At 59.6% G+C, this 23,775-nt stretch carries 19 protein-coding genes; 17 read left to right on the top strand and 2 right to left on the bottom strand.

Annotation, left to right across the window (positions count from 1 at the left end):
- Positions 1-115: 115 nt before the first annotated feature.
- Complete coding sequence (locus MO767_RS09680; protein WP_134422261.1) at positions 116-433, top strand: Rieske (2Fe-2S) protein; 318 nt, start codon at positions 116-118, stop codon at positions 431-433.
- Here the strand turns inward: MO767_RS09680 and sfsA are convergent.
- Together sfsA and MO767_RS09670 are read right to left on the bottom strand one after the other, a co-directional pair.
- Entirely contained in the window at positions 430-1,143 is a 714-nt protein-coding gene (gene sfsA / locus MO767_RS09675) for a DNA/RNA nuclease SfsA (RefSeq protein WP_282480287.1), read from the bottom strand. The two genes, MO767_RS09680 and sfsA, sit on opposite strands and share 4 nt — an antisense overlap.
- Positions 1,143-2,315 (bottom strand): pyridoxal phosphate-dependent aminotransferase, encoded by a 1,173-nt coding sequence (locus MO767_RS09670; protein WP_095133108.1) that lies wholly within the window; start codon positions 2,313-2,315, stop codon positions 1,143-1,145. The genes sfsA and MO767_RS09670 overlap by 1 nt, the downstream gene beginning before the upstream one ends.
- A 332-nt stretch (positions 2,316-2,647) precedes the next feature.
- Between MO767_RS09670 and dksA the strand changes: the two genes are divergently transcribed.
- The 16 genes from dksA to MO767_RS09590 all read left to right on the top strand — a co-directional run bounded on the left by dksA (position 2,648) and on the right by MO767_RS09590 (position 23,523).
- Complete coding sequence (gene dksA / locus MO767_RS09665) at positions 2,648-3,088, top strand: RNA polymerase-binding protein DksA (protein ID WP_282480286.1); 441 nt, start codon at positions 2,648-2,650, stop codon at positions 3,086-3,088.
- A gap of 213 nt (positions 3,089-3,301) precedes the next feature.
- Positions 3,302-4,198, top strand: a complete 897-nt coding sequence (gene gluQRS, locus MO767_RS09660) for a tRNA glutamyl-Q(34) synthetase GluQRS (protein WP_282480285.1) — start codon at positions 3,302-3,304, stop codon at positions 4,196-4,198.
- A 77-nt stretch (positions 4,199-4,275) separates the two neighbouring features.
- Positions 4,276-4,452, top strand: a complete 177-nt coding sequence (locus MO767_RS09655) for a hypothetical protein (protein WP_003176118.1) — start codon at positions 4,276-4,278, stop codon at positions 4,450-4,452.
- A complete protein-coding gene (locus MO767_RS09650; RefSeq protein ID WP_162247459.1) occupies positions 4,436-7,390 on the top strand; it encodes a sensor histidine kinase in 2,955 nt (984 codons plus the stop codon). Before MO767_RS09655 ends, MO767_RS09650 begins: the two co-directional genes overlap by 17 nt.
- 22 nt (positions 7,391-7,412) lie before the next feature.
- The gene (locus MO767_RS09645) at positions 7,413-8,849 is read left to right on the top strand and encodes a sigma-54 dependent transcriptional regulator (RefSeq protein ID WP_282480284.1); all 1,437 of its coding nucleotides are present in this window, start codon (positions 7,413-7,415) and stop codon (positions 8,847-8,849) included.
- Positions 8,850-9,724: 875 nt separating this feature from the next.
- A complete protein-coding gene (locus MO767_RS09640; RefSeq protein WP_008153304.1) occupies positions 9,725-11,125 on the top strand; it encodes a polynucleotide adenylyltransferase PcnB in 1,401 nt (466 codons plus the stop codon).
- A 3-nt stretch (positions 11,126-11,128) separates the two neighbouring features.
- Positions 11,129-11,614, top strand: a complete 486-nt coding sequence (gene folK / locus MO767_RS09635; protein WP_282480283.1) for a 2-amino-4-hydroxy-6-hydroxymethyldihydropteridine diphosphokinase — start codon at positions 11,129-11,131, stop codon at positions 11,612-11,614.
- 255 nt (positions 11,615-11,869) lie between these two features.
- Entirely contained in the window at positions 11,870-12,670 is an 801-nt protein-coding gene (gene panB, locus MO767_RS09630) for a 3-methyl-2-oxobutanoate hydroxymethyltransferase (RefSeq protein ID WP_282480282.1), read from the top strand.
- The gene (gene panC, locus MO767_RS09625; protein ID WP_282480281.1) at positions 12,667-13,527 is read left to right on the top strand and encodes a pantoate--beta-alanine ligase; all 861 of its coding nucleotides are present in this window, start codon (positions 12,667-12,669) and stop codon (positions 13,525-13,527) included. The genes panB and panC overlap by 4 nt, the downstream gene beginning before the upstream one ends.
- A gap of 198 nt (positions 13,528-13,725) precedes the next feature.
- Positions 13,726-14,106: an aspartate 1-decarboxylase gene (gene panD / locus MO767_RS09620; protein WP_008153310.1), complete on the top strand. Its 381-nt coding sequence runs from the start codon at positions 13,726-13,728 to the stop codon at positions 14,104-14,106.
- 229 nt (positions 14,107-14,335) lie between these two features.
- Positions 14,336-16,000 (top strand): glucose-6-phosphate isomerase, encoded by a 1,665-nt coding sequence (gene pgi, locus MO767_RS09615; RefSeq protein WP_282480280.1) that lies wholly within the window; start codon positions 14,336-14,338, stop codon positions 15,998-16,000.
- A 194-nt stretch (positions 16,001-16,194) separates the two neighbouring features.
- Entirely contained in the window at positions 16,195-18,132 is a 1,938-nt protein-coding gene (acs, locus tag MO767_RS09610; RefSeq protein ID WP_282480279.1) for an acetate--CoA ligase, read from the top strand.
- Between the two features lie 65 nt (positions 18,133-18,197).
- The gene (locus MO767_RS09605) at positions 18,198-19,070 is read left to right on the top strand and encodes an oxygenase MpaB family protein (RefSeq protein ID WP_282480278.1); all 873 of its coding nucleotides are present in this window, start codon (positions 18,198-18,200) and stop codon (positions 19,068-19,070) included.
- 95 nt (positions 19,071-19,165) lie between these two features.
- Positions 19,166-20,182: a class I SAM-dependent methyltransferase gene (locus MO767_RS09600; protein ID WP_282480277.1), complete on the top strand. Its 1,017-nt coding sequence runs from the start codon at positions 19,166-19,168 to the stop codon at positions 20,180-20,182.
- Between the two features lie 93 nt (positions 20,183-20,275).
- On the top strand, positions 20,276-23,227 hold the full coding sequence (locus MO767_RS09595) for a DUF748 domain-containing protein (protein ID WP_282480276.1): 2,952 nt from the start codon (positions 20,276-20,278) through the stop codon (positions 23,225-23,227).
- Positions 23,227-23,523, top strand: a complete 297-nt coding sequence (locus MO767_RS09590) for a DUF2845 domain-containing protein (RefSeq protein WP_129441159.1) — start codon at positions 23,227-23,229, stop codon at positions 23,521-23,523. Before MO767_RS09595 ends, MO767_RS09590 begins: the two co-directional genes overlap by 1 nt.
- Positions 23,524-23,775: the final 252 nt, after the last annotated feature.

Raw genomic sequence — 23,775 nt, 5'->3', positions numbered from 1 at the left:
TCCTTGGCGCCTGGCATCTGTACCCGAAGGGCAAGGCGGCCATTTGATAATTGTTTGCATTTGAACGTCAAGCTCGGACATATCCAGTCACGAGCCGCAGGACTTGAGGATAGACATGAAGTTTCTTTGTGCAGGTGTTGAGCTGGCCGATGCCAGCAGTCGCGGTTTCGACATCGACGGCCAGAAGCTCTTTGCCGTGCGCCGTGGCGGCCAGGTTTACGCCTACATCAATCGCTGCCCGCACCGTGGCGTCGGACTGGAATGGAAGCCTGACCAGTTTCTCGACCCCAGCAACAGCCTCATCCAGTGCGCGACCCACGGCGCACTGTTTCTGATCGAAGACGGCGAATGCGTCGCCGGCCCTTGTGCCGGGCAGTCCCTGACCACAGTCGCCTGCCGCGAAGACGAGCAAGGGATCTGGGTCAGTCTTTAGCCGTTCAGCAACACCTCCAGACGCCGATCGACCACCATTTCTTCGTGGGTCAAGTGCACGCCATAGGCCAGCACCTCAACCCCACACGACACCGCCTCACGCAAGGCTGCGGCGTAGGCCGAATCGATTTCTTCTGCAGGACGCACAGCGTCGATGCCGGTGAGATTGACGCAATACAACTGCACCGCACGAATTCCGTCCCGGGCCAAATGCGCCAATTCGCGCAAATGCTTGGCCCCTCGCTGGGTCACCGCATCGGGAAACGCTGCCACCGAAGAACCATCGAAGCCCAAAGTGACGCTTTTGACTTCCACATAAGCCGGCCCGCTCGGGTAATCGAGGCGAAAATCGATGCGACTGCTCTCCTGACCGTAGGCTACTTCACGTTTCAGTTCAGTAAAGCCGTTCAGTTCAGGGATGACGCCGGCTCGCAGTGCTTCTTCGATCAAGCCGTTGGCCCGCCCGGTATTCACACAAAACAAGCGCCCCTGCGGCGTTTCGCCGATTTCCCAGGTGCCGGGCAACTTGCGCTTGGGGTCGTTGGAACGGCTGAACCAGACCTGCCCGCCTTCGACCTGGCAATTGAGCATCGAGCCGGTGTTCGGGCAGTGAATGGTCAGCAACTCGCCGCTAACGGTTTCGATATCGGCGAGAAAACGCTTGTAACGACGAATCAAACGGCCTTCTTCGAGGGGAGGATGAAAACGCATCAGCCTTGCCAGCTCTTCAAGCCGCGCGCAATCCGCTCGACCGCTTCTTGTAGGCGCGGGAGACTTTGGGTGTAGGCAAACCGCACATGATGGCCGGCCTGATAACGACCGAAGTCCAGACCCGGAGTAATCGCCACGTGTTCGGTTTCCAGGAAATGTCGGCAGAACGCGAAGGCATCGCCGCCGAACTTGCTGATATCGGCATACAAGTAGAACGCGCCTTCAGGTTCAACGGCGATACCAAAGCCCAACTCTCGCAGGGCTGGCAGCAGGAAATCCCGACGACGGCCGAATTCGGCGCGACGCTCTTCCAGAATGCTGATCGTGGCCGGTTCGAAGCAGGCCAAAGCGGCGTGCTGAGCCATGCTCGGGGCGCTGATGTAGAGATTCTGGGCGAGTTTTTCCAGTTCACCGACCGCTGCTTCCGGCGCCACCAGCCAACCGAGGCGCCAACCGGTCATCCCGAAATATTTGGAAAAACTATTCAGTACAAAGGCACTGTCATCGACTTCCAGCACGCTGGCCGCATCAGTGCCGTAAGTCAGTCCGTGATAGATCTCGTCCACCACCAGATGACCGTGACGCTCCTTGATCGCGGCAGACAGGCCCGCCAGCTCATCGCGGGTCAGGATCGTCCCGGTCGGGTTCGCTGGCGATGCCACCAGCGCACCGACGCTGTCGTGGTCCCAATGGCGCGCTATCAGGTCTGGCGTCAGCTGATAGCGCACGTCCGGACCAACTGGCACCAGTTGCGCTGCGCCTTCCACCAGCCGCAGAAAGTGCCGGTTGCACGGGTATCCCGGGTCCGCCAGCAGCCAGTGCTTACCTGGGTCCACCAACAAGGCGCTGGCCAGCAGCAGCGCACCAGAACCGCCAGGCGTGATGAGGATTCGCTGCGGGTCGATGTTCAAACCGTATCGTTGCTGATAAAAGCCGGAAATGGCCTCACGCAACTCGGGAATGCCGCGCGCAGCGGTGTAACGGGTCTTCCCCGCCGTCAATGCGGCCTGGCCGGCCTGAATGATCGGCTCGGCGGTGGTGAAGTCGGGTTCGCCGATTTCCAGGTGGATCACGTCGTGACCAGCGGCTTGCAGTTCATTGGCCCGCGCCAGCAGCGCCATGACATGGAAAGGTTCGATCGCGCGACTGCGGGCACTGTAGGACTGAGCCATTAGCCTTCCTTCAACGGGGAAAAAAACCAATTCTACCCAAGCACAGGAACAAGCGAGAACCTAAAGCGGTCAGACCGTTTTAACGCCGGTCTCAAACGACTCAAGCGTGTGCCCCAGGATTGACTAAAATCAATAATTGATCAGGTCTCCAGCGCCACCAGACAAGGCTTTGCAATCATTTGCAAGCATCGCGGGCCACTACCTCGACATCCGGGAGTAGCGCGGTCCGATTTGATCTGGTAAGTTCGCCCGCTTGCAGCCGCAGGGCCGGCAGGTGTCGGTGATGGAGCAATCCTGCGCAATGGATTACAAGAGTAGAGGCGGTCCATTTCATGCCCACCCAAGCAAAGCAGCAAAACCAGTCGATCAGCGGTTTCGACCCCTACAAAGAAGTAAAGGGCGAGGAATACATGGGCAAGCCCATGCGCGCTCACTTCACCAAGATCCTGAATAAGTGGAAACAGGACTTGATGCAGGAAGTCGACCGTACGGTTGATCACATGAAAGACGAAGCGGCCAACTTCCCGGACCCGGCAGACCGTGCCAGCCAGGAAGAAGAATTCAGCCTCGAGCTGCGTGCCCGCGATCGCGAGCGCAAGTTGATCAAAAAGATCGACAAGACGCTGCAACTGATCGAAGACGAAGAGTATGGCTGGTGCGAGTCCTGCGGCGTCGAAATTGGCGTCAAGCGACTGGAAGCCCGCCCTACCGCCGATATGTGCGTTGACTGCAAGACCCTGGCGGAAATCAAGGAAAAGCAAGTCGGCAAGTAATCTCGACTTGAACGAAAAACGGAGCGTGCGAACGCTCCGTTTTTGTTTCTGACATTTGCTGATACCTGCTGTGACTTTAAGATCGCCATCGCGAGCAAGCTCGCTCCCACACTGGATTTGTGAACGCCGCAGATCAAATGTGGGAGCGAGCTTGCTCGCGATAGCGGTATCAAGCCGTGCGCTTATCAGGCGCCAACAAAGTAATATCCAGCCATGACTGCCATCGCCTCCCCCACCTACATCGGGCGCTTCGCCCCCACGCCCAGTGGACATCTGCATTTCGGTTCGCTGGTCGCAGCGCTGGCCTCGTACCTCGACGCGCGCTCGGTGGGTGGCCGCTGGCTGATGCGAATGGAAGATCTCGATCCACCACGGGAAGAGCCCGGCGCTCAAGCGGCCATTCTCAAGGCGCTGGAAAGCTACGGTTTCGAGTGGGATGGCCAAATGGTCCGACAGAGTGACCGGCACGATGCCTACGCCGAAGTCCTCAATCGCCTGTTCAATCATGGCCTGGCCTACGCGTGCACCTGCTCGCGCAAAACACTTGCGCCCTATCACGGGATTTATCCGGGACTGTGCCGCAACGCCGGCCACGGCACCAAAGATGCGGCGATTCGCCTGCGCGTCCCCGAGCTGGAATACCACTTCATCGACCGGGTGCAAGGCGAATACCGCCAACACCTGGGCCGGGAAGTCGGCGATTTCGTGATTCGTCGCCGCGACGGGCTCTACGCCTATCAACTGGCGGTGGTGCTGGACGACGCCTGGCAAGGCATTACCGATATCGTCCGCGGCGCCGACCTGCTCGACTCAACACCGCGCCAGCTCTACCTGCAAGAACTGCTTGGCCTGCCGCAACCGCGTTATCTGCATATCCCGCTGATTACCCAGCCCGATGGCAACAAGCTCGGCAAGTCCTATCGCTCGCCGCCGTTGACCGAAGATCAGGCAACCCCCTTGTTGCTGCGTGCATTGCGCGCACTGGGGCACAATCCCGGTGCCGAACTGGCTTACGCCACCCCACGGGAAGTGTTGAACTGGGGCATCGCCCACTGGGATGCAGTGCTGATCCCGCGCGCACTCAACCTGCCCGAAGCACAACTACAGTGATCACACTTGCAGTGGCGCGCCCATCCGTTACCATCGCCGCACGTTTTCGGGCACGCGCATAAAAAAGAGAGGCCGGGATGTACATCTATCGCTTGGTCCTGCTCCTGGTAGTGGGGATTTATCTGTTCTCCCCGGCCATCATGGATTGGTGGATCGACGCCACTGGCGCCTGGTATCGCCCTTATCTGCTCTGGCTGATTCTGATCGTCGTGACCTTCATCCTGCAGAGCCAAAAAGATGCCGATGAGCTTTAGCCTGACCCAGATGATCCTGATCAGCGCCGCCTACCTGGCGGTGCTGTTCGGCGTAGCCTGGGTCAGCGAACGGGGCATGATCCCCCGGGCGATCATTCGCCACCCGCTGACGTACACCCTGTCGCTGGGCGTGTATGCCAGTGCGTGGGCGTTTTACGGCACGGTGGGCCTGGCCTATCAATACGGCTACGGATTTTTATCCAGCTATCTGGGCGTCTCCGGCGCGTTTCTGCTGGCGCCGGTGCTGTTGTATCCGATTCTGAAGATCACCCGCACTTATCAGCTGTCGTCGCTCGCCGATCTGTTCGCCTTCCGCTTCCGCAGCACCTGGGCCGGCGCACTGACCACGATCTTCATGCTGATCGGCGTGCTGCCGCTGCTGGCGTTGCAGATTCAGGCGGTGGCCGACTCCATCGGCATCCTCACCCGCGAGCCGGTACAACATCGCGTAGCCCTGAGCTTCTGCGCACTGATTACGCTGTTCACGATTTTCTTCGGTTCCCGCCACATTGCCACCCGCGAGAAACACGAAGGCCTGGTGTTCGCGATTGCTTTCGAGTCGGTGATCAAGCTGATCGCCATTGGCGGCGTCGGCCTGTACGCCCTTTATGGCGTGTTCGACGGCCCGCAACAGCTTGAACTGTGGCTGCTGCAAAACCAGACCGCCCTCGCCGCTTTGCACACGCCATTGCAGGAAGGCCCATGGCGCACGCTGCTGCTGGTGTTCTTCGCCTCGGCGATTGTGATGCCGCACATGTACCACATGACGTTTACCGAAAACCTCAACCCGCGCTCGCTGGTCAGTGCGAGCTGGGGCTTGCCACTGTTCCTGCTGTTGATGAGCCTGGCGGTACCGCTGATTCTCTGGGCCGGACTGAAACTCGGCGCCACCACCAACCCGGAATACTTCACGCTGGGCATCGGCATCGCCGCCAATAACAAGGCCCTGGCGCTATTGGCCTATGTCGGTGGATTGTCGGCGGCCAGCGGGTTGATCATTGTCACCACCCTGGCGCTGTCCGGGATGGCGCTGAACCACTTGGTGCTGCCGCTTTATCAGCCGCCCGCCGAAGGCAATATCTATCGCTGGCTGAAGTGGACCCGCCGGGCGCTGATCGTCGCGATCATCATGGCCGGTTACGGTTTTTACCTGCTGCTGGGCGCGGAACAGGATCTGGCGAATCTGGGCATCGTCGCCTTTGTCGCCACCCTGCAGTTCCTGCCAGGTGTGCTGTCGGTACTGTACTGGCCGACCGCCAACCGCCGCGGCTTCATCGCCGGTTTGCTCGCGGGGATTCTGGTGTGGCTGGTGACCATGCTGCTGCCGCTGGTCGGCAACCTGCAAGGCTTCTACATTCCGCTGCTCAACATGATCTACGTGCTGGACGACACCAGTTGGCACATGGCGGCGATCGCGTCGCTGGCGGCCAACGTGCTGATGTTCACCTTGATCTCGCTGTTCACCAACGCCAGCAGCGAAGAGGCCAGCGCCGCCGAAGCCTGTGCCGTGGACAACGTGCGCCGGCCGCAACGCCGCGAGCTGCACGCCGCGTCACCCCAGGAGTTCGCCACACAGCTTGCAAAACCATTGGGCGCCAAGGCTGCGCAGAAAGAAGTCGAACAGGCTCTGCGTGACCTCTATCTGCCTTTCGATGAGCGCCGGCCTTACGCCTTGCGCCGCTTGCGCGACCGTATTGAAGCCAACCTCTCCGGCCTGATGGGGCCGAGCGTGGCTCAAGACATGGTCGAAACATTCTTGCCTTATAAGGCTGGCGGCGAAAACTACGTCACCGAAGACATCCACTTCATCGAAAGTCGCCTCGAGGATTACCACTCGCGCCTGACCGGGCTTGCCGCCGAACTAGATGCCCTGCGCCGCTACCACCGCCAGACCTTGCAGGAATTGCCGATGGGCGTCTGCTCGCTGGCCAAGGATCAGGAAATCCTCATGTGGAACAAAGCCATGGAGGAGCTGACCGGGATTGCCGCGCAGCGTGTGGTTGGTTCGCGCCTGAGCACCATTGCCGATCCCTGGAAAGAGCTGCTGCAAGGCTTCATCAATCTGCCGGACGAGCATTTACACAAACAGCACCTGGCCCTCGATGGCCAGACCCGCTGGCTGAACCTGCACAAAGCCGCGATCGATGAACCGCTGGCCCCGGGTAACAGCGGCCTGGTTCTACTGGTGGAAGACCTGACCGAAACCCAGATGCTCGAAGACAAACTGGTGCACTCCGAGCGCTTGGCCAGCATCGGCCGACTCGCCGCTGGCGTGGCCCATGAAATCGGCAACCCGATCACCGGCATCGCCTGCCTGGCGCAGAACCTGCGCGAAGAGCGCGAAGAAGACAGCGAACTGAAGGAAATCAGCGGGCAGATCCTGGAGCAGACCAAACGCGTGTCGCGCATCGTTCAGTCGCTGATGAGCTTCGCCCACGCCGGCAGCCATCAGCACAGCGACGAGCCCGTCTGTCTGGCCGAAGTGGCCCAGGATGCCATCGGTTTGCTGGCCCTGAACCGACGCAATTTCGAAGTGCAGTTCTACAACCTGTGCGATCCCGATCACTGGGTCGAAGGCGACCCCCAGCGGCTTGCACAAGTACTGATCAACCTGCTCTCAAACGCCCGCGACGCCTCGCCTCCCGGCAGCGCGGTGCGGGTCAAAAGCGAAGCCGGCGAACACACGGTCGACTTGATCGTGGAAGACGAAGGCAGCGGTATTCCGAAGAACATCATGGATAGATTGTTCGAACCTTTCTTCACCACCAAGGATCCTGGCGAAGGCACCGGTCTGGGCCTTGCACTGGTCTATTCCATCGTTGAAGAGCATTATGGACAAATCACCATCGACAGCCCGGCTGATGTTCAAAGCCAGCGCGGCACCCGTATCCGGGTGACCTTGCCGCGTCATGTCGAAGCGACGTCCGCTGTGAACTGAGACCGTCGAGAGTATCGAATCAATGCCGCACATTTTGATCGTCGAAGACGAAACAATTATCCGCTCCGCCTTGCGCCGCCTGCTGGAACGTAACCAGTACCAGGTCAGCGAAGCCGGTTCAGTGCAGGAAGCACAAGAACGCTTCACCATTCCCACGTTCGACCTGATCGTCAGCGACCTGCGTCTGCCTGGCGCGCCTGGCACCGAGTTGATCAAACTTGGCCAAGGCACTCCGGTGCTGATCATGACCAGCTACGCCAGCCTGCGTTCGGCAGTCGACTCGATGAAGATGGGTGCGGTGGATTACATCGCCAAGCCTTTCGATCACGATGAAATGCTGCAAGCTGTCGCGCGAATCCTGCGTGACCGTCAAGCGGTGCAAGCCAGCGGTGAACCTGCCGTCGGCAAAGCCGGTAATGGCGCCGCGAAACCGGGCGCCAGCAACAACAACGGCGAAATCGGCATTATCGGCTCCTGCCCGCCGATGCAGGATCTTTACAGCAAGATCCGCAAAGTCGCGCCAACCGACTCCAACGTCCTGATCCAGGGCGAATCCGGCACCGGTAAAGAACTGGTGGCGCGCGCCCTGCACAATTTGTCCAAACGCGCCAAGGCGCCGATGATTTCGGTGAACTGCGCTGCCATTCCGGAAAGCCTGATCGAGTCCGAACTGTTCGGCCACGAAAAAGGCGCGTTCACTGGCGCCAGCGCCGGGCGCGCCGGTCTGGTGGAAGCGGCCGACGGCGGCACCTTGTTCCTCGACGAAATTGGCGAACTGCCACTGGAAGCCCAGGCCCGCCTGCTGCGCGTGCTGCAGGAAGGTGAAATTCGTCGTGTGGGTTCGGTGCAGTCCCAAAAAGTCGATGTGCGTCTGATCGCCGCGACTCATCGGGACCTCAAGAGCCTGGCGAAGATCGGCCAGTTCCGTGAAGACTTGTATTACCGCCTTCACGTGATCGCCCTGAAATTGCCGGCCCTGCGCGAGCGCGGCGCGGACGTCAACGAAATTGCCACCGCGTTCCTGGCGCGGCAGAGCGCGCGGGTCAACCGCACCGACCTGAAGTTCGCCCCGGATGCCGAGCAGGCGATTCGTCATTACTCCTGGCCGGGTAACGTTCGGGAGCTGGAAAACGCCGTAGAACGTGCCGTCATCCTGTGCGAGAGCCCGGAGATTTCCGCCGAGCTGTTGGGGATCGACATAGAACTGAGCGATCTGGACGATGACGATTTCATCGGCCTGCCCCCACAACAGGGCAGCGCCGCTGGTAACAATAGCCATGAGCCGACCGAAGACCTGTCACTGGAAGACTACTTCCAGCACTTCGTACTCGAGCACCAGGACCACATGACCGAAACCGAGCTGGCGCGCAAACTCGGTGTCAGTCGCAAATGCCTGTGGGAACGCCGTCAGCGCCTGGGCATTCCGCGGCGCAAGACCGGAGTGGCGAGCGAGAGCTGAACCGTGCCTGTCTGATGCGCGGGTAACACGTGACTTTGTGAAAAAACTGTTACCTCAGCTTTTTCACGTAACAGAAGCCGGGGCTTACGGTAACGAAGCCCCGGTTTTTTTTGGCCTCTGAAAACCTCACCAGCCAGCCTAACCCCTTGTTTTGCTGGGCCTCGCAAAAGTTGGCACGCACCCTGCTATATGTTTAGTACAAGAACAATAACAAGCAATGCACAAGACAATAAAAATAAGACGTATCGACTCACGCACAATAAAAACAAGACGGCGAGAGGCGCAGCTAACTGATTCTTTTGGAGAGGCGTTGTATTTGGGGCTTGCCCCACGACCAGGCCGAGAACAACAAAACTGTCACAAGACAGAGCCTGCACTGGTTGGATCGCAAGATCACTGCAACACAGCGACCAAAGCAATCCGTTTGCTCTTGACTCCCGATTGGGAGGGTCATGAAGGAAAATCTTCATGGCGAGGGCACTCAACAAAAACAAAAAGCCCGAATCAAAAATAAAAATAGAGCATGCAACTACTTTCTTGGGGAGCTTCGGCTCCCCTTGTAGTTTCTGCCGTTTGGCCCTTGTAGCGGCACTTTGTAGCAGCTGCCGAGCAACGCGAGGCTGCGTTCGACTGCGGAGCAGTCGCAATACAGGCACCCGGCTTCTTCTGACATACCGCAATCTCTGGTTTTACGACTACTGCGTAGTCGAACGCAGCCTCGCAGCTGCTACACAGAGCCAATCCGCACCATCAAGCCCCCTGCTTCAAGCGCTTGCGCAGCTTCCTACACCATCCCCCGACTAAATGCTAGAATCCCCGCCCATCATGCGGTCATTCTTCGTTTTGGCCGAACATTCCTTCAAACAGTGCATCCCATGCTGAAGAAGCTGTTCCAGTCATTCCGTTCTCCCAAGCGTCATACGCAACACATTCGCAGTACGCCTGAAGTGCTCAACAGCGGCCAACATTCGCTGCAAAAGGCCCAATTCAGTCGCTACGCGGTGAACATCGTCGAACGCCTGCAGAACGCTGGTTACCAGGCTTACCTGGTCGGCGGCTGCGTGCGTGACATGCTGCTCGGCATCACGCCAAAAGATTTCGACGTCGCCACCAGTGCCACACCTGAACAGGTGCGAGCCGAATTCCGCAACGCGCGGATCATCGGTCGTCGCTTCAAGCTGGTGCACATCCACTTTGGTCGCGAAATCATTGAAGTCGCGACCTTCCGCGCCAATCACCCGCAAAACGATGAAGAGGAAGACAGCAACCAGTCCTCACGCAACGAGAGCGGGCGCATCCTGCGCGATAACGTTTATGGCACGCTGGAAGAAGACGCGCAACGCCGCGACTTCACCATCAACGCCTTGTATTACGATCCGGTCAGCGAGCGCATCCTCGACTACGCCAACGGCGTACACGACATCCGCAATCACCTGATCCGCCTGATCGGCGATCCGAAGCAACGCTACCAGGAAGATCCGGTACGGATGCTGCGAGCCGTGCGTTTCGCCGCCAAGCTGAATTTCGGCATCGAAAAACACAGCGCCGCGCCAATCCGTGAACTGGCGCCGATGCTGCGCGAGATTCCATCGGCCCGCCTGTTCGAAGAAGTGCTCAAGCTGTTCCTCTCCGGCCATGCCGCGGACACCTTCGAGATGCTGGTCGACCTGCAGTTGTTCGATCCGCTGTTCCCGGCCAGTGCCGAGGCGCTGGAATACAACCCGACGTACACCCACACGCTGATCAGCGAAGCGTTGATCAACACTGATCTGCGGATCAAACAGAACAAACCGGTGACCCCGGCGTTCCTGTTTGCGGCGCTGCTTTGGCCTGCCCTGCCGGCTCGCGTGTTGCGCCTGCAAGAGCGTGGCATGCCGCCGATTCCGGCCATGCAGGAAGCGGCTCACGAGTTGATTGCCGAACAGTGCCAGCGCATCGCGATTCCGAAACGCTTCACCATGCCGATCCGCGAGATCTGGGACATGCAAGAGCGCCTGCCACGCCGCAGCGGCAAGCGCGCCGATCTTTTGCTGGACAACCCACGGTTCCGTGCCGGTTACGACTTCCTGCTGCTGCGCGAAAGCGCCGGCGAGCAGACCGATGGCCTGGGCGAATGGTGGACGGATTATCAGGACGCCAACGACAGCGAACGTCGAGACATGATCCGCGACCTCAGCGGCAAGGATGACGGCACCGGCGCGCCACGCAAACGTCGCCGCAGCGGTGGCGCCAAGCGCAAACGCACCGCTGGCGCACCGAGCGCCACGGGCGAGTAATCCATGGAACGCATCTACATCGGCATGGGCAGCAATCTGGCTGACCCCGCCGAACAATTGCGCAGCGCCGTCGACGCGCTGGCGCAGTTGCCGCAGACCGAACTGATCGGCGTTTCCGCGTTTTATCAGAGCGACTCGCTGCTGCCCGGCCAACCGCGTTACACCAACGCGGTTGCCGCCCTCGACAGCACGCTCCCGCCGCTGGTGCTGCTTGATGCGCTGCAAGCCATCGAGAACGGGCAGGGCCGCGAGCGCCTTGAACGTTGGGGGCCGCGTACGCTGGATCTCGACATCGTATTGTTCGGTGATCGGCTGATCGATGAACCTCGCCTCAAGGTGCCTCACTACCATATGCAAGAGCGAGCTTTCGTTCTCTATCCGCTGGCCGAACTGGCGCCTGCGGATTTGCGTCTGGCCGATGGTCGCAGCCTGAGTGATTTACTCGCTGCCTGCCCGTTCGTCGGCTTGGAACGTCTTCCGGCCGCCTGAGTGGCCACCGTCACTAATCCTGCTGAATCGCATCAGTTACCCCGGTAACACCCCACGCGTAACAATGCGGTAACACACACAATTGACTTCCCGAGTTCTCCTCACGACTATAGGCGTCCCGCTGCCGCCAACACGGCGTTGAAGGGCGCAATCCAGGCCTTAAAAGCACGACAACAGACCGTGCGCCTGTATTTAACGAAGAATCACGCGCGTTACTCGCAGTAGTTTCCACAGCGCCTGAATGAGGAACTTTTCATGCCAGCCATCACCCTGACCACTCTGCAAGGTCTCAAGCAAAAAGGTGAAAAAATCACCATGCTGACCTGCTATGACGCCACCTTCGCCCACGCCTGCAATGAGGCTGGTGTCGAAGTGCTGCTGGTGGGCGACTCCCTTGGCATGGTTTTGCAAGGTCACGACAGCACCCTGCCGGTCACCACCGCTGAAATGGCTTACCACGTGGCGTGCGTCAAACGTGGCAACACCGATGCGTTGATCCTCGCCGACCTGCCCTTCATGGCCTACGCCACCACCGAACAAGCCATGACCAACAGTGCCCTGTTGATGCAGGCGGGTGCGCACATGGTCAAGGTTGAAGGTGCGTTGTGGCTGGCGGACTCGATCCGTCTGCTGGCCGAGCGCGGTATCCCGGTGTGCGCGCACATGGGGCTGACACCGCAATCGGTGAATATCCTCGGCGGTTACAAAGTCCAGGGTCGCAACGAAAACCAGGCGCGGCAGATGCGTGCCGATGCGATCGCCCTGGAACAGGCTGGTGCGGCGATGTTGCTGCTCGAATGCGTTCCGAGTGAACTGGCCGAAGAAATCACCCAGGCTGTGGGTATTCCGGTGATCGGCATTGGCGCCGGCAGTGGCACCGACGGCCAGGTACTGGTTCTGCACGATATGCTCGGCCTGTCGATCACTGGCCGTGTGCCGAAGTTCGTGAAGAACTTCATGGCCGGGCAACAAAACATTCAAGCGGCGCTTGGTGCGTACGTCACTGAAGTCAAAGCGGCGACTTTCCCTGGTATCGAACACGGATTCTCTGCATGAACACCGTAAAAACCGTACGCGAATTGCGGGCCGCCGTGGCCCGTGCCCGCAGCGAAGGCAAGCGCATCGGCTTCGTGCCGACCATGGGCAACCTGCACAGCGGTCATGTGGCACTGGTGACCAAAGCCACCCAACGGGTGGATTTCGTGGTCGCGAGCATTTTCGTCAACCCGCTGCAGTTCGGCGCCGGCGAAGACCTCGACAAGTACCCGCGCACCCTCGCAGCCGATCAGGAGAAACTGCTCCAGGCCGGTTGCCACTTGCTGTTCGCGCCAACCGTTGAAGAAATGTACCCCGACGGCATAGTCGGCCAGACCCGCGTCAGCGTCCCCCAACTCTCCGAAGGCCTCTGCGGCGCCAGCCGTCCCGGGCATTTCGAAGGTGTGGCGACGGTGGTCACCAAGCTGTTCAACATGGTCCAGCCGGATCTGGCGATCTTCGGCCAGAAAGACTTCCAGCAACTGGCGGTGATCCGCGCCCTGGTGCATGACCTGAACATGCCGATCCAGATTATCGGCGAACCGACGGTACGTGCAGCCGATGGCCTGGCGCTCTCGTCGCGCAATGGTTTCCTCAGCGAAGAACAGCGGGCCGTTGCGCCGGTTGTGTATCGCGGTTTGAGCCAGATTTCCGACGCGATCAAACAGGGCGAACGGGATTTCCCGGCCGTAATCAGCGCGCAGATCAAGCAGCTTGAAGCGGCTGGTTTGCGTCCTGACTATCTGGAAATTCGCCATGCCCAAACCTTGCGTCCGGCGACCCCGGAGGATCGGGATCTGGTGATTCTGGTGGCGGCGTTCCTGGGCACTACGCGGTTGATCGATAACCTGCATCTGAACCTCGACGCTACTGCCTAAAACACCGTAACCCCCCTGTGGGAGCGAGCTTGCTCGCGATAACGTAGGCACATCCAACACAGGATGTGACTGACGGATCGCCATCGCGAGCAAGCTCGCTCCCACAGGGGTTCGGCGGTGACTCAAAACGCCGTATTGCTGGCCCTCAAGCCTTTGGGCACAATGCCCGCCGTTCGATTCCGACCTGGGGAAACACTCATGCACGCCATCATGCTCAAGGCCAAGCTGCATCGCGCCGAAGTCACCCACGCTGTACTCGATTACGAAGGTTCTTGCGCCATCGACGGCGAATGGCTGGACCTGTCCGGTATCCGTGAGTACGAACAGATCCAGATCTACAACATCGACAATGGTGAACGCTTCACCACTTACGCAATTCGTGGCGAAGAAGGTTCGCGCATGATCTCGGTCAACGGTGCCGCGGCGCACAAGGCCAAGGTCGGTGACCGCGTGATCATCTGCGCATACGCCCACTACAGCGAAGCCGAACTGCTCAACTTCAAGCCACGCATGCTCTACATGGCGCCGGGTAATGAACTGAGCCACACCAGCAATGCCATTCCGGTTCAGGTCGCCTGATCCACTCTTAGCCCCTCCCCCTTCCATTTGTCGGACCGTTCCCTGCTCGCTGTATAAAAAAGTACCGGGAACGGGTCAGACAAAGTCAAGACAGATCGCAGCGCGAGGTTTACTGTATTCGCCCTGTGTCATGAAATCGTGTCGACGCAGTTGACCGGACGCCCACCCACAGCGCTCTGGTATTTTTAGTGTTCAAAAGGCCGTTCAAGTAAAAAGGAAACCCGCAGCGATGGCGTATTACCGCACCCCTCAAGACGTTACCGCTCTGCCCGCCTGGCAAGCGTTGAATGACCACCGCCAAGCCATGCAGGATTTCAGCATGCGCGAAGCCTTTAATGCAGATCCTCAGCGCTTTACCCAATTCACCCTCAGCAGCTGCGGCCTGTTTCTCGACTACTCGAAGAACCTGATCAACGCCCAGACCCGAGATCTGCTGGTGGGCCTGGCCAACGAAGTCGATCTCCAGGGCGCGATCAAAGCGCTGTTCGAAGGCGAAATCGTCAACTCCTCAGAAGGTCGTCCGGCCTTGCACACCGCCCTGCGCCGTCCGGTCGGCGACAAGCTGTCGGTCAACGGCGTCAACGTGATGCCGGAAGTGCACAAGGTCCTGAACCAGATCACCGACCTCGTGGGCCGTATCCACGACGGTTTGTGGCGCGGTTACTCCGAGAAGCCGATCACTGACGTGGTGAACATCGGCATCGGTGGCTCGTTCCTCGGCCCGGAGCTGGTTTCCGAAGCGCTGCTGTCCTACGCCCAGAAAGGCGTGCGCTGCCATTACCTGGCGAACATCGACGGCAGTGAGTTCCACGAACTGACCATGAAGCTGCGCGCCGAAACCACGCTGTTCATCGTTTCGTCGAAATCCTTCAACACCCTCGAAACCCTGAAGAACGCCCAGGCCGCACGTGCCTGGTACCTGGCTCAGGGTGGTTCTGAAGCCGAGCTGTACCGTCACTTCATCGCCGTCTCCAGCAACAATGCAGCGGCGGTGGCATTCGGGATCCGCGAAGAAAACATCTTCCCGATGTGGGACTGGGTTGGCGGTCGTTACTCGCTGTGGTCGGCCATCGGTTTGCCGATTGCCCTGGCCATCGGCATGTCGAACTTCAAGGAACTGCTGTCCGGTGCCTACACCATGGACCAGCATTTCCAGAGCACACCGTTCGAACAGAACATGCCGGTGCTGCTGGCCCTGCTCGGCGTGTGGTACGGAAATTTCTGGGGCGCGCAAAGCCACGCGATCCTGCCGTACGACCACTACCTGCGCAACATCACCAAGCACTTGCAACAGCTGGACATGGAATCCAATGGCAAGAGCGTCCGCCAGGACGGCACTCCAGTGTCCACCGACACCGGTCCGGTGATCTGGGGTGGCGTGGGCTGCAATGGTCAGCATGCGTATCACCAGTTGCTGCACCAGGGCACTCAACTGATCCCGGCCGACTTCATCGTGCCGATCGTCAGCTTCAACCCGGTGTCCGACCACCACCAATGGTTGTACGCCAACTGCCTGTCGCAAAGCCAGGCGCTGATGCTGGGCAAGACCCTTGCCGAGGCCGAAGCCGAGTTGCGCGACAAAGGCATGAGCGAAGAAGACGTACAGAAACTCGCGCCTCACAAGGTGATCCCGGGCAACCGTCCGAGCAATACGTTGGTGGTCGAGCGCATCAGCCCGCGTCGTCTCGGCGCATTGGTAGCGATGTACGAACACAAAGTCTTCGTGCAAAGCGTGATCTGGGGCATCAACGCCTTCGACCAGTGGGGCGTGGAGCTGGGTAAAGAGCTCGGCAAAGGCGTCTACAACCGCCTGGTCGGCAGCGAAGAAACCCCGGCTGACGATGCTTCAACCCAAGGCCTGATCAACTACTTCCGCGGTCGTCACCGCGGGTGATTTGACGCACTACCGCTAAACCTGTGGGAGCGAGCTTGCTCGCGATGACGGCTTAACATTCAACGAAAAAGTTGACTGACAGAGCGCTATCGCGAGCAAGCTCGCTCCCACAGTTGTTTTGTGTATGACTTGAACCCGTTGGTCACTCGGCGCATCTTTATCTCTTGTCGCAAAAACAAGAATAAGGAACCGTCATGTTCGATATCAGCACGTTCCCTCAAGCCGATGCCGTCCGCCGGGCTGCACAATTAAGTCAAGACGACTACAAGCGCCTGTACCGCGAATCCATCGAACACCCCAGCACCTTCTGGGCCGAACAGGCCACACGCTTTCTCGACTGGAGTACGCCGTGGGATACCGTCCAGCGCTATAACCTGAAAACCGGCGAGGCGAGCTGGTTCGCCGGCGGAAAGTTAAATGTCAGTTACAACTGCATTGACCGCCACCTGGAAAAGCGCGGCGATCAAATCGCGATCATCTGGGAAGGCGACGACCCTGCCGAATCCGCGCAGATCACCTACAAAAAACTGCATCACAACGTCTGTCGCCTGGCCAACGTGCTCAAAAGCCGTGGCGTGAAGAAAGGCGACCGCGTGTGCATCTACATGCCGATGATCCCCGAAGCTGCCTACGCCATGCTCGCCTGCACGCGCATTGGTGCGGTGCATTCGGTGGTGTTCGGTGGTTTCTCTCCGGACTCTGTGCGTGACCGGATTCTCGATGCCGACTGCCGCACCGTGATCACCGCCGATGAAGGCGTGCGCGGTGGCAAATTCGTGCCGCTCAAGCAGAAGGTCGACAAGGCGCTGCAAAGTTGCCCGAACGTCAGCACCGTCATCGTGGTCGAGCGCACTCAGGGCGAAGTGGACTGGGTCGAGGGCCGGGACATCTGGTATCACCAGGCGCTGCGCGACGTCAGCGACGATTGTCCGCCTGAACCGATGGACGCCGAAGACCCGCTGTTTATCCTCTACACCTCTGGCAGCACCGGCAAACCCAAAGGCGTGCTGCACACCACCGGCGGCTATCTGCTGCAAGCGGCGATGACCTTCAAGTACGTGCTCGACTACCGCGACGACGAAGTCTTCTGGTGCACCGCCGATGTCGGCTGGGTCACCGGCCACAGCTACATCGTCTACGGTCCGTTGGCCAACGGCGCGACCACGCTGATCTTCGAAGGCGTGCCAAGCTACCCCAGCAGCGCGCGCTTCTGGCAGGTGATCGACAAGCACCATGTGAACATTTTCTATACCGCCCCGACCGCCCTGCGCTCCCTGATGCGTGAAGGCCCCGAACCGTTGAAGGAAACTTCCCGCGCGAGCCTCAGATTACTCGGCAGTGTCGGTGAGCCCATCAACCCGGAAGCGTGGGAGTGGTACTTCAATGCTGTCGGCGAACAGCGCTGTCCGATCGTCGATACCTGGTGGCAGACCGAAACTGGCGGCATCATGCTCAGCCCTCTGGTCAGCGCTCAACGGATCAAACCCGGCTGCGCCACGCAACCGATGTTCGGCGTGCAACCGGTGTTGCTCGATGAAGCGGGCAAGGAAATCAAAGGCGCCGGCAGCGGCGTGCTGGCGATCAAGTCCAGTTGGCCGGCGCAGATCCGCAGCGTCTACGGCGACCCGCAACGAATGGTCGATACCTACTTCAAGCCCTACCCCGGTTACTACTTCACCGGCGACGGCGCCCGGCGCGATGAGGATGGCGATTACTGGATCACTGGGCGCATCGACGACGTGATCAACGTCTCCGGACACCGCATCGGCACCGCGGAAGTGGAAAGCGCGCTCGTGCTGCACGACAGCATCGCCGAAGCGGCGGTGGTCGGTTACCCCCACGACATCAAGGGTCAGGGCATCTACGCCTTCGTCACCCCCATGAACGGCACCGAGCCCAGTGACGAACTGAAGAAAGAACTGCTGGCTCACGTCAGCGAGGAAATCGGCAGCTTCGCCAAACCGGACCTGATCCAGTGGGCGCCGGCCTTGCCGAAAACCCGCTCGGGCAAGATCATGCGGCGCATTCTGCGCAAGATCGCTTGCAACGAACTGGACAGCCTGGGCGACACCTCGACCCTGGCTGACCCGAGCGTGGTCCAGGAGTTGGTCGATAAACGCCTGAACCAGTAATCGCTTGTTTCAAAAGCCTGCGCGGCCCTTAATGGCCGCGCCTCCTTTTCCGCCACTGAGTCGCCATGGAATTCATTCGAACCCGCATCGAAACCCAGGTCATGAGCCTGACCGGTCTGTCTCTGGGCAAGCTCGACCTGGAAAACCCCAAGGGTGATCCCGGCCTGTTCGGTCCCGATTCGGTGAGCTGGCAAGTGCATGGCGACTTCAGCAGCATGCTGATCGGCGGCATCAGCGCCCTGATGCTGCAAGCACTGCATCCACTGGCCCTGGCCGGGGTCTGGGACCATTCGAATTTCCGCGAGGACATGCTCGGCCGACTGCGTCGCACCGGGCAGTTCATTTCCGGCACCACCTTCGGTTCGCGAAAGGACGCCGACTGGCTGATCGAGAAAGTTCGCACCATCCACCTGCAAGTGACCGGCACGGCACCGGATGGCCGGCCCTACGCCGCCAGTGATCCCGATCTGTTGACCTGGGTGCACGTGGCCGAAGTCAGCAACTTCCTCGCAGCCCATTTGCGTTACCGCAATCCGGACCTGTCCCTGGCTGATCAAGACCGTTACTACGCGGAAATCGCGCTGGTTGCCGAACGGCTCGGCGCCCGTGACGTGCCGCGTTCACGTCAGGAGATTGCCGATTACCTTGAGCGCATTCGTCCACAGCTGCTGTGCGATGAGCGCAGTCGCGAAGTGTTACGGCTGTTGTTGAACGCCCCGTCCCCCAGCCGTTTGGCCAAACCTTTCGGCGGTTTGATGATGCAGGCCGGGATCGACCTGCTGCCGGACTGGGCCAGTGACATGCTGGGCGTCAGCCAGAGCCCGCTGCAACGCAAGCTGATCCGCGCCAGCGTCAATCGCAGCGTGCCAATGCTGCGCTGGGCGGTGCGTAACGGCTCGGTGCACCGGGCCAAACGACGGATGGGGTTGTTGACCTGATCCCTCCGATCATTCCCACGCGCGGGAACGATCAGTTTTTCTCTGCGCAAGCTGTTAAACTCCCGCGCCAAATTCCCTCCTGCAAGGCGCCCGGCATGTCTTCCTTGAATCAGGCGCTGCGCGCCGCCCTCGATCGTCGTCAGGACCTGCTGGCCGAACTGCATCAGCAAGGCACCGATTGCTATCGCCTGTTCCACGGCAGCCAGGAAGGCGCCGGCGGCCTGACAATCGACCGCTACGGCCCGCAATTGCTGGTGCAAAGCTTTCACCAGTCGCTGGAGCGAGATGCACTGCTGCAACTGCACGACACCATCAATCAGCACCTGGGCCTCGAAACGCTGCTGGTCTACAACGATCGCTCCCGTGGCAACTCGCGCATCGACCGTGAAGATACCGTCTACCGCGCCGACGAGGCCGCCTTGCAAGACTTGGTCGGTCACGAATGGGGCTTGAATTACCGGGTTCGCGGTCGCCACGCCGGCCAGGATCCGCTGCTGTTCCTCGACCTGCGCAACACGCGCGGCTGGGTCAAGCAGCACAGCAAAAACAAAAGTGTGCTGAACCTGTTCGCCTATACCTGTGGCGTCGGCCTGAGTGCTGCGGCCGGTGGCGCGAGCGAAGTCTGTAACCTCGACTTCGCTGAGGGCAACCTGGCCGTCGGCCGTGAGAACGGCCTGCTCAATCCCCAGTTGCCGACCATGGACTTCATCCAGTCCGACTACTTCCCGGCCATTCGCCAATTGGCCGGCCTGCCGATCAGCCAGCGCCGCGGGCAGAAACTGCCAAGCTATCAACGTCTGGAACAGCGTCAGTACGACCTGGTGCTGCTGGACCCACCAGCCTGGGCCAAGAGCGCTTTCGGCACTGTCGACCTGCTGCGCGACTATCAGAGCCTGTTGAAGCCGGCACTGCTGACCACCGCCGATAATGGCGTGTTGATCTGCTGCAACAACCTGGCAAAAGTCAGCATGGACGACTGGCGCGACCAGGTTTTGCGTTGTGCAGAGAAAGCCGGCCGGCCAGTGCGCGAGTGGACAGTGATGAAACCTGGCGGCGATTTTCCGTCAATGGATGCACAGCCGCCGCTGAAAACCCTGATTCTGCAGCTCTGAGATTCGTCTGAAAAATCAGATAAATCCTATAAAGCATGATCACTTCGGAACCGGAAACGCGTGCCATACTCCAACGCACTCCGATTCAGACAGATGAAGCCGCACATGCCCAAAGGATTGATTCGCGCTATTGGCGCTCTGTTGACCGCTCTAGCCCTCTACAGTCTGCTGGGGTTTCTGATTTTGCCGGGTATCGCGTTGCGGGTGGCCAATCAACAATTGGCCAATTACGCAACGACGCCCGCGACGATCCAGCGTATCGAACTCAACCCGTTCAGCCTTGAAGTGACCCTGTGGGGCCTGATCATCGGCGAGCCGGGCAAGGAACAGATCGGCTTCGAACGCCTGTACGCCAACCTGCAGATCGACAGCCTCTGGACCAAGGCGCTGCACCTGTCCGATATCGAAATAGACAAATCCAAGACCGAAATCCTCTTCGGCAAGGACGGTAAGCTCAATCTGCTTGGCCTGTTCAAAATCCCCGTCAGTGAACCGGCCCCGGCCGACCCGAACGCCAAACCGTTCCCGTTGCGCATCGAGCGGATCAAACTGGCCGGCGGTGTCGTGCACTTCCAGGATCAACGCCCCAGCGAACCCATCGAATTCCTCTACGACAAACTCGACTTCGAACTGAAAAACCTCAGTACCCTGCCTGAAGACAGTGCCAACATGACCTTGGTGGCCATCGGCCCGGCAGGTGGACAGGTCGACTGGACCGGCAATTTCAGCCTGATCCCGATCGCCTCCGAAGGTAAGCTGAAGATCACCAACGGCAAGATGAAATCCTTTTGGCCCTATGTGCGTGACTCGTTGCCATTGGTGCTCGAAGACGGCGTCATGAGCCTCAGCACCGACTACAAACTCAACCTGGCCAAGGAAACCGAACTGCTGTTGAGCAACGTTGCCGTCAGCATCGCGCCGTTCGCGATCAAAGCACCGGACGGTCGACCGCTGGCGAAACTCGAGCGTCTGGACATCAGCGAAACCACCGTAGACTTGGCCAAGCAGCAAGTGGTCGTCGGCAAAATCCGCAGCAAAAAACTGGAAACCTGGGCCGCCCTAGAAGCCGACGGGCAACTCGACTGGCAGAAACTGTTCGCCAGCCAACCGTCCAAAGCAGCCGTCAAAGCCAAGGCCGAACCGGCCAGCACCCCAGCCGCTGCCGATTCACCGAAACCCGAACCGGCGCCACCGAGCAAACCATGGCAGGTTCTACTCAAAGACGTGCAACTGCGCGATTACCAGGTGCACCTGGCTGACCGCAAGGCGCAACCCGCCGTGGCGCTGGACGTCGGCCCGCTGAACCTGGACCTGCAGAATTTCGACAGCCTCAATGGCTCGCCTTTTAACCTCAAGCTCGATACGGGCGTGGGCAAGCAAGGCAAGATCACGGCAGACGGTATCGTCAATCTCGCCCCGGTCAGCGCCAAGTTAAAAGTACAAACCAAGGACATCGACCTGCGCGTCGCCCAGTCCTACATCACCCCGTTCATTCGCCTGGAACTGCGCAGCGGCATGCTCGGCAGTGATCTGACGGTCGATCTGAAAAGCACCGAGCCGCTGGCATTCAGCGTCACCGGCCGTGCTCAGGTCGACCAACTGCATACCCTCGACACCCTCAAAACCCGCGACTTTCTCAAGTGGCAGCAGTTGGTGCTCGAAGGTCTGAATTATCAGCACGGCGACAGCCTGTCGATCGACAAGGTCAATCTGTTCCAGCCTTATGCGCGCTTCATGATCAACGATGACCGCACCACCAACATCGATGACCTGCTGATTCCGCAACCGGCCGACTCCGGCGCCAAAACGGCTGCTGCCAAACCTGCCGGCAAGGAAAAACCGCTGGGCATCCACATTGGCGGCAGTGCCATCAACGACGGCTCGGCCAACTTCGCCGACTTCAGCCTGACCCCGAACTTCGCCACCGCCGTGCAACAACTCAACGGCCAGATCGGCACCATCGACAGCCGTCAGGCGAAACCAGCCAGTGTCGATATCAAAGGCAAGGTCGACCGCTATGCACCGGTCACCATCAAGGGCTCGGTCAACCCGTTCGACCCGATGGCCAGCCTCGACATTGCCACCAGCTTCAAACGTGTTGAACTGACCACGCTGACGCCCTACTCCGGCAAGTTCGCCGGCTACCGCATCCGCAAGGGCCGACTCAATCTCGACCTGCATTACCTGATCACCAAGGGCCAGCTCAAGGCCGAAAACAAAGTGGTGGTCGAGCAGCTGCAACTGGGTGAGAAAGTCGACAGTCCGGACGCCGTGAGCCTGCCGCTGAAACTGGCGATCGCGTTGCTCAAGGACGTCGACGGCAAGATTTCCATCGAACTGCCGGTGACCGGCGACCTGAACAACCCACAGTTCAGCATCATGCCGATTGTCTGGCAGACCCTGCGCAATCTGATCGTCAAAGCTGCTGCAGCGCCGTTCAAAATGATTGGCGGGCTGGTCAGTGGCGGCGGCTCGGAAGATCTGGGCACTGTCTCGTTTGCGCCGGGTTCAAGCGACCTGAGCAAGGATGCCGAGGGTTCGTTGGTCAAACTGTCCCAGGCCCTCAAGGAACGTCCGGCCTTGCGCCTGGAAATCGAAGGCACGGCTGCCGCAAGCAGCGATGGCCCACTGATCGCCGAGCAACGTCTGGAACGGGAATACCAATACAACTACTACAAAATGCTCCAGCGCCGCGGTGACAAAGTGCCGGCTCAGGCCTCGCTGGTGCAAGTACCGGACAACGAGAAGGGTTCGCTGCTGGAAGGAATTTACCGCACGCGCCTGAAGACGCAGCCGCCCGCCGAGTGGAAGGATCTTGGCAAGGAAGAACGCACGGTAAAAATGCGCGAAGGCGTGATCAAGTTCTGGAGTTCCAGCGACGTGCTGTTGCGTCAGTTGGGTCAGGAACGCGCCAGCAGCATCAAGGACTATCTGGTCGACAAGGGTCAGCTGGCCGATGACCGCGTGTACTTCATCGACGCTAACCTCGGCGAAGCGCAAAGTGACGGCCGAGTGGTGACGCCGTTGCATCTGGATGCCGAGTGATGGGCGCGAAATGGCTGATGTACCTGGCACTGGCAATGGCTGCCAGTCAGGCCTCGGCAGCCGATACCCTACGCTGCGGCAGTCAATTGGTCAGTGTCGGGGACAGGTCCAGCGAAGTACTGCAGAAATGCGGTGAACCGGTCAGCCGTGATCTGTTGGGCTACAAGCGCAGCGCTAACCGGCGGGAAGAGTTTCAAGTCGAGGAATGGACCTACGGGCCCAACGGCGGGATGTACCAGTACCTGCGTTTTGAAGGTAATCGTTTGAAGCAGATCACCAGCAAGCGCGGTAACTGAATCCACCCCAATCTTATGTAGGCCCCGGTCAATGTGGGAGCGAGCTTGCTCCGGGCGGCGTTCCGACGATAGCGGTATAACAATCAACACAGATGTTGAATGTTATGGCCTCATCGCGAGCAAGCTCGCTCCCACAGTTGTTTTGCGTCGCCCCATATAGAACAGGCCCCTGACACGAATGCCCGGGGCCTGTAATGGCCACATCCTTATGGCCTTTCGCATGAACTCTCCAGAAGCGGCTGACGTATTGCT

Source organism: Pseudomonas sp. UYIF39 (assembly GCF_029963765.1).
GTDB lineage: Bacteria > Pseudomonadota > Gammaproteobacteria > Pseudomonadales > Pseudomonadaceae > Aquipseudomonas.
Note: the sequence above shows the minus strand (reverse complement) of the source record. Positions and strands in the feature narration are given on the sequence as shown.

What these genes read in the sequence shown, in the direction of transcription:
- MO767_RS09590 (WP_129441159.1), top strand. Translation starts at nt 23,227, where the DNA reads ATGGGCGCGAAATGGCTGATGTACCTGGCACTGGCAATGGCTGCCAGT.
- panD (WP_008153310.1), top strand. Translation starts at nt 13,726, where the DNA reads ATGCACGCCATCATGCTCAAGGCCAAGCTGCATCGCGCCGAAGTCACC.
- MO767_RS09655 (WP_003176118.1), top strand. Translation starts at nt 4,276, where the DNA reads ATGTACATCTATCGCTTGGTCCTGCTCCTGGTAGTGGGGATTTATCTG.
- MO767_RS09680 (WP_134422261.1), top strand. Translation starts at nt 116, where the DNA reads ATGAAGTTTCTTTGTGCAGGTGTTGAGCTGGCCGATGCCAGCAGTCGC.
- panC (WP_282480281.1), top strand. Translation starts at nt 12,667, where the DNA reads ATGAACACCGTAAAAACCGTACGCGAATTGCGGGCCGCCGTGGCCCGT.
- gluQRS (WP_282480285.1), top strand. Translation starts at nt 3,302, where the DNA reads ATGACTGCCATCGCCTCCCCCACCTACATCGGGCGCTTCGCCCCCACG.
- MO767_RS09595 (WP_282480276.1), top strand. Translation starts at nt 20,276, where the DNA reads ATGAAGCCGCACATGCCCAAAGGATTGATTCGCGCTATTGGCGCTCTG.
- panB (WP_282480282.1), top strand. Translation starts at nt 11,870, where the DNA reads ATGCCAGCCATCACCCTGACCACTCTGCAAGGTCTCAAGCAAAAAGGT.
- folK (WP_282480283.1), top strand. Translation starts at nt 11,129, where the DNA reads ATGGAACGCATCTACATCGGCATGGGCAGCAATCTGGCTGACCCCGCC.
- MO767_RS09605 (WP_282480278.1), top strand. Translation starts at nt 18,198, where the DNA reads ATGGAATTCATTCGAACCCGCATCGAAACCCAGGTCATGAGCCTGACC.
- sfsA (WP_282480287.1), bottom strand. Translation starts at nt 1,143, where the DNA reads ATGCGTTTTCATCCTCCCCTCGAAGAAGGCCGTTTGATTCGTCGTTAC.
- acs (WP_282480279.1), top strand. Translation starts at nt 16,195, where the DNA reads ATGTTCGATATCAGCACGTTCCCTCAAGCCGATGCCGTCCGCCGGGCT.
- MO767_RS09670 (WP_095133108.1), bottom strand. Translation starts at nt 2,315, where the DNA reads ATGGCTCAGTCCTACAGTGCCCGCAGTCGCGCGATCGAACCTTTCCAT.
- MO767_RS09600 (WP_282480277.1), top strand. Translation starts at nt 19,166, where the DNA reads ATGTCTTCCTTGAATCAGGCGCTGCGCGCCGCCCTCGATCGTCGTCAG.
- MO767_RS09645 (WP_282480284.1), top strand. Translation starts at nt 7,413, where the DNA reads ATGCCGCACATTTTGATCGTCGAAGACGAAACAATTATCCGCTCCGCC.
- pgi (WP_282480280.1), top strand. Translation starts at nt 14,336, where the DNA reads ATGGCGTATTACCGCACCCCTCAAGACGTTACCGCTCTGCCCGCCTGG.
- MO767_RS09650 (WP_162247459.1), top strand. Translation starts at nt 4,436, where the DNA reads ATGCCGATGAGCTTTAGCCTGACCCAGATGATCCTGATCAGCGCCGCC.
- dksA (WP_282480286.1), top strand. Translation starts at nt 2,648, where the DNA reads ATGCCCACCCAAGCAAAGCAGCAAAACCAGTCGATCAGCGGTTTCGAC.
- MO767_RS09640 (WP_008153304.1), top strand. Translation starts at nt 9,725, where the DNA reads ATGCTGAAGAAGCTGTTCCAGTCATTCCGTTCTCCCAAGCGTCATACG.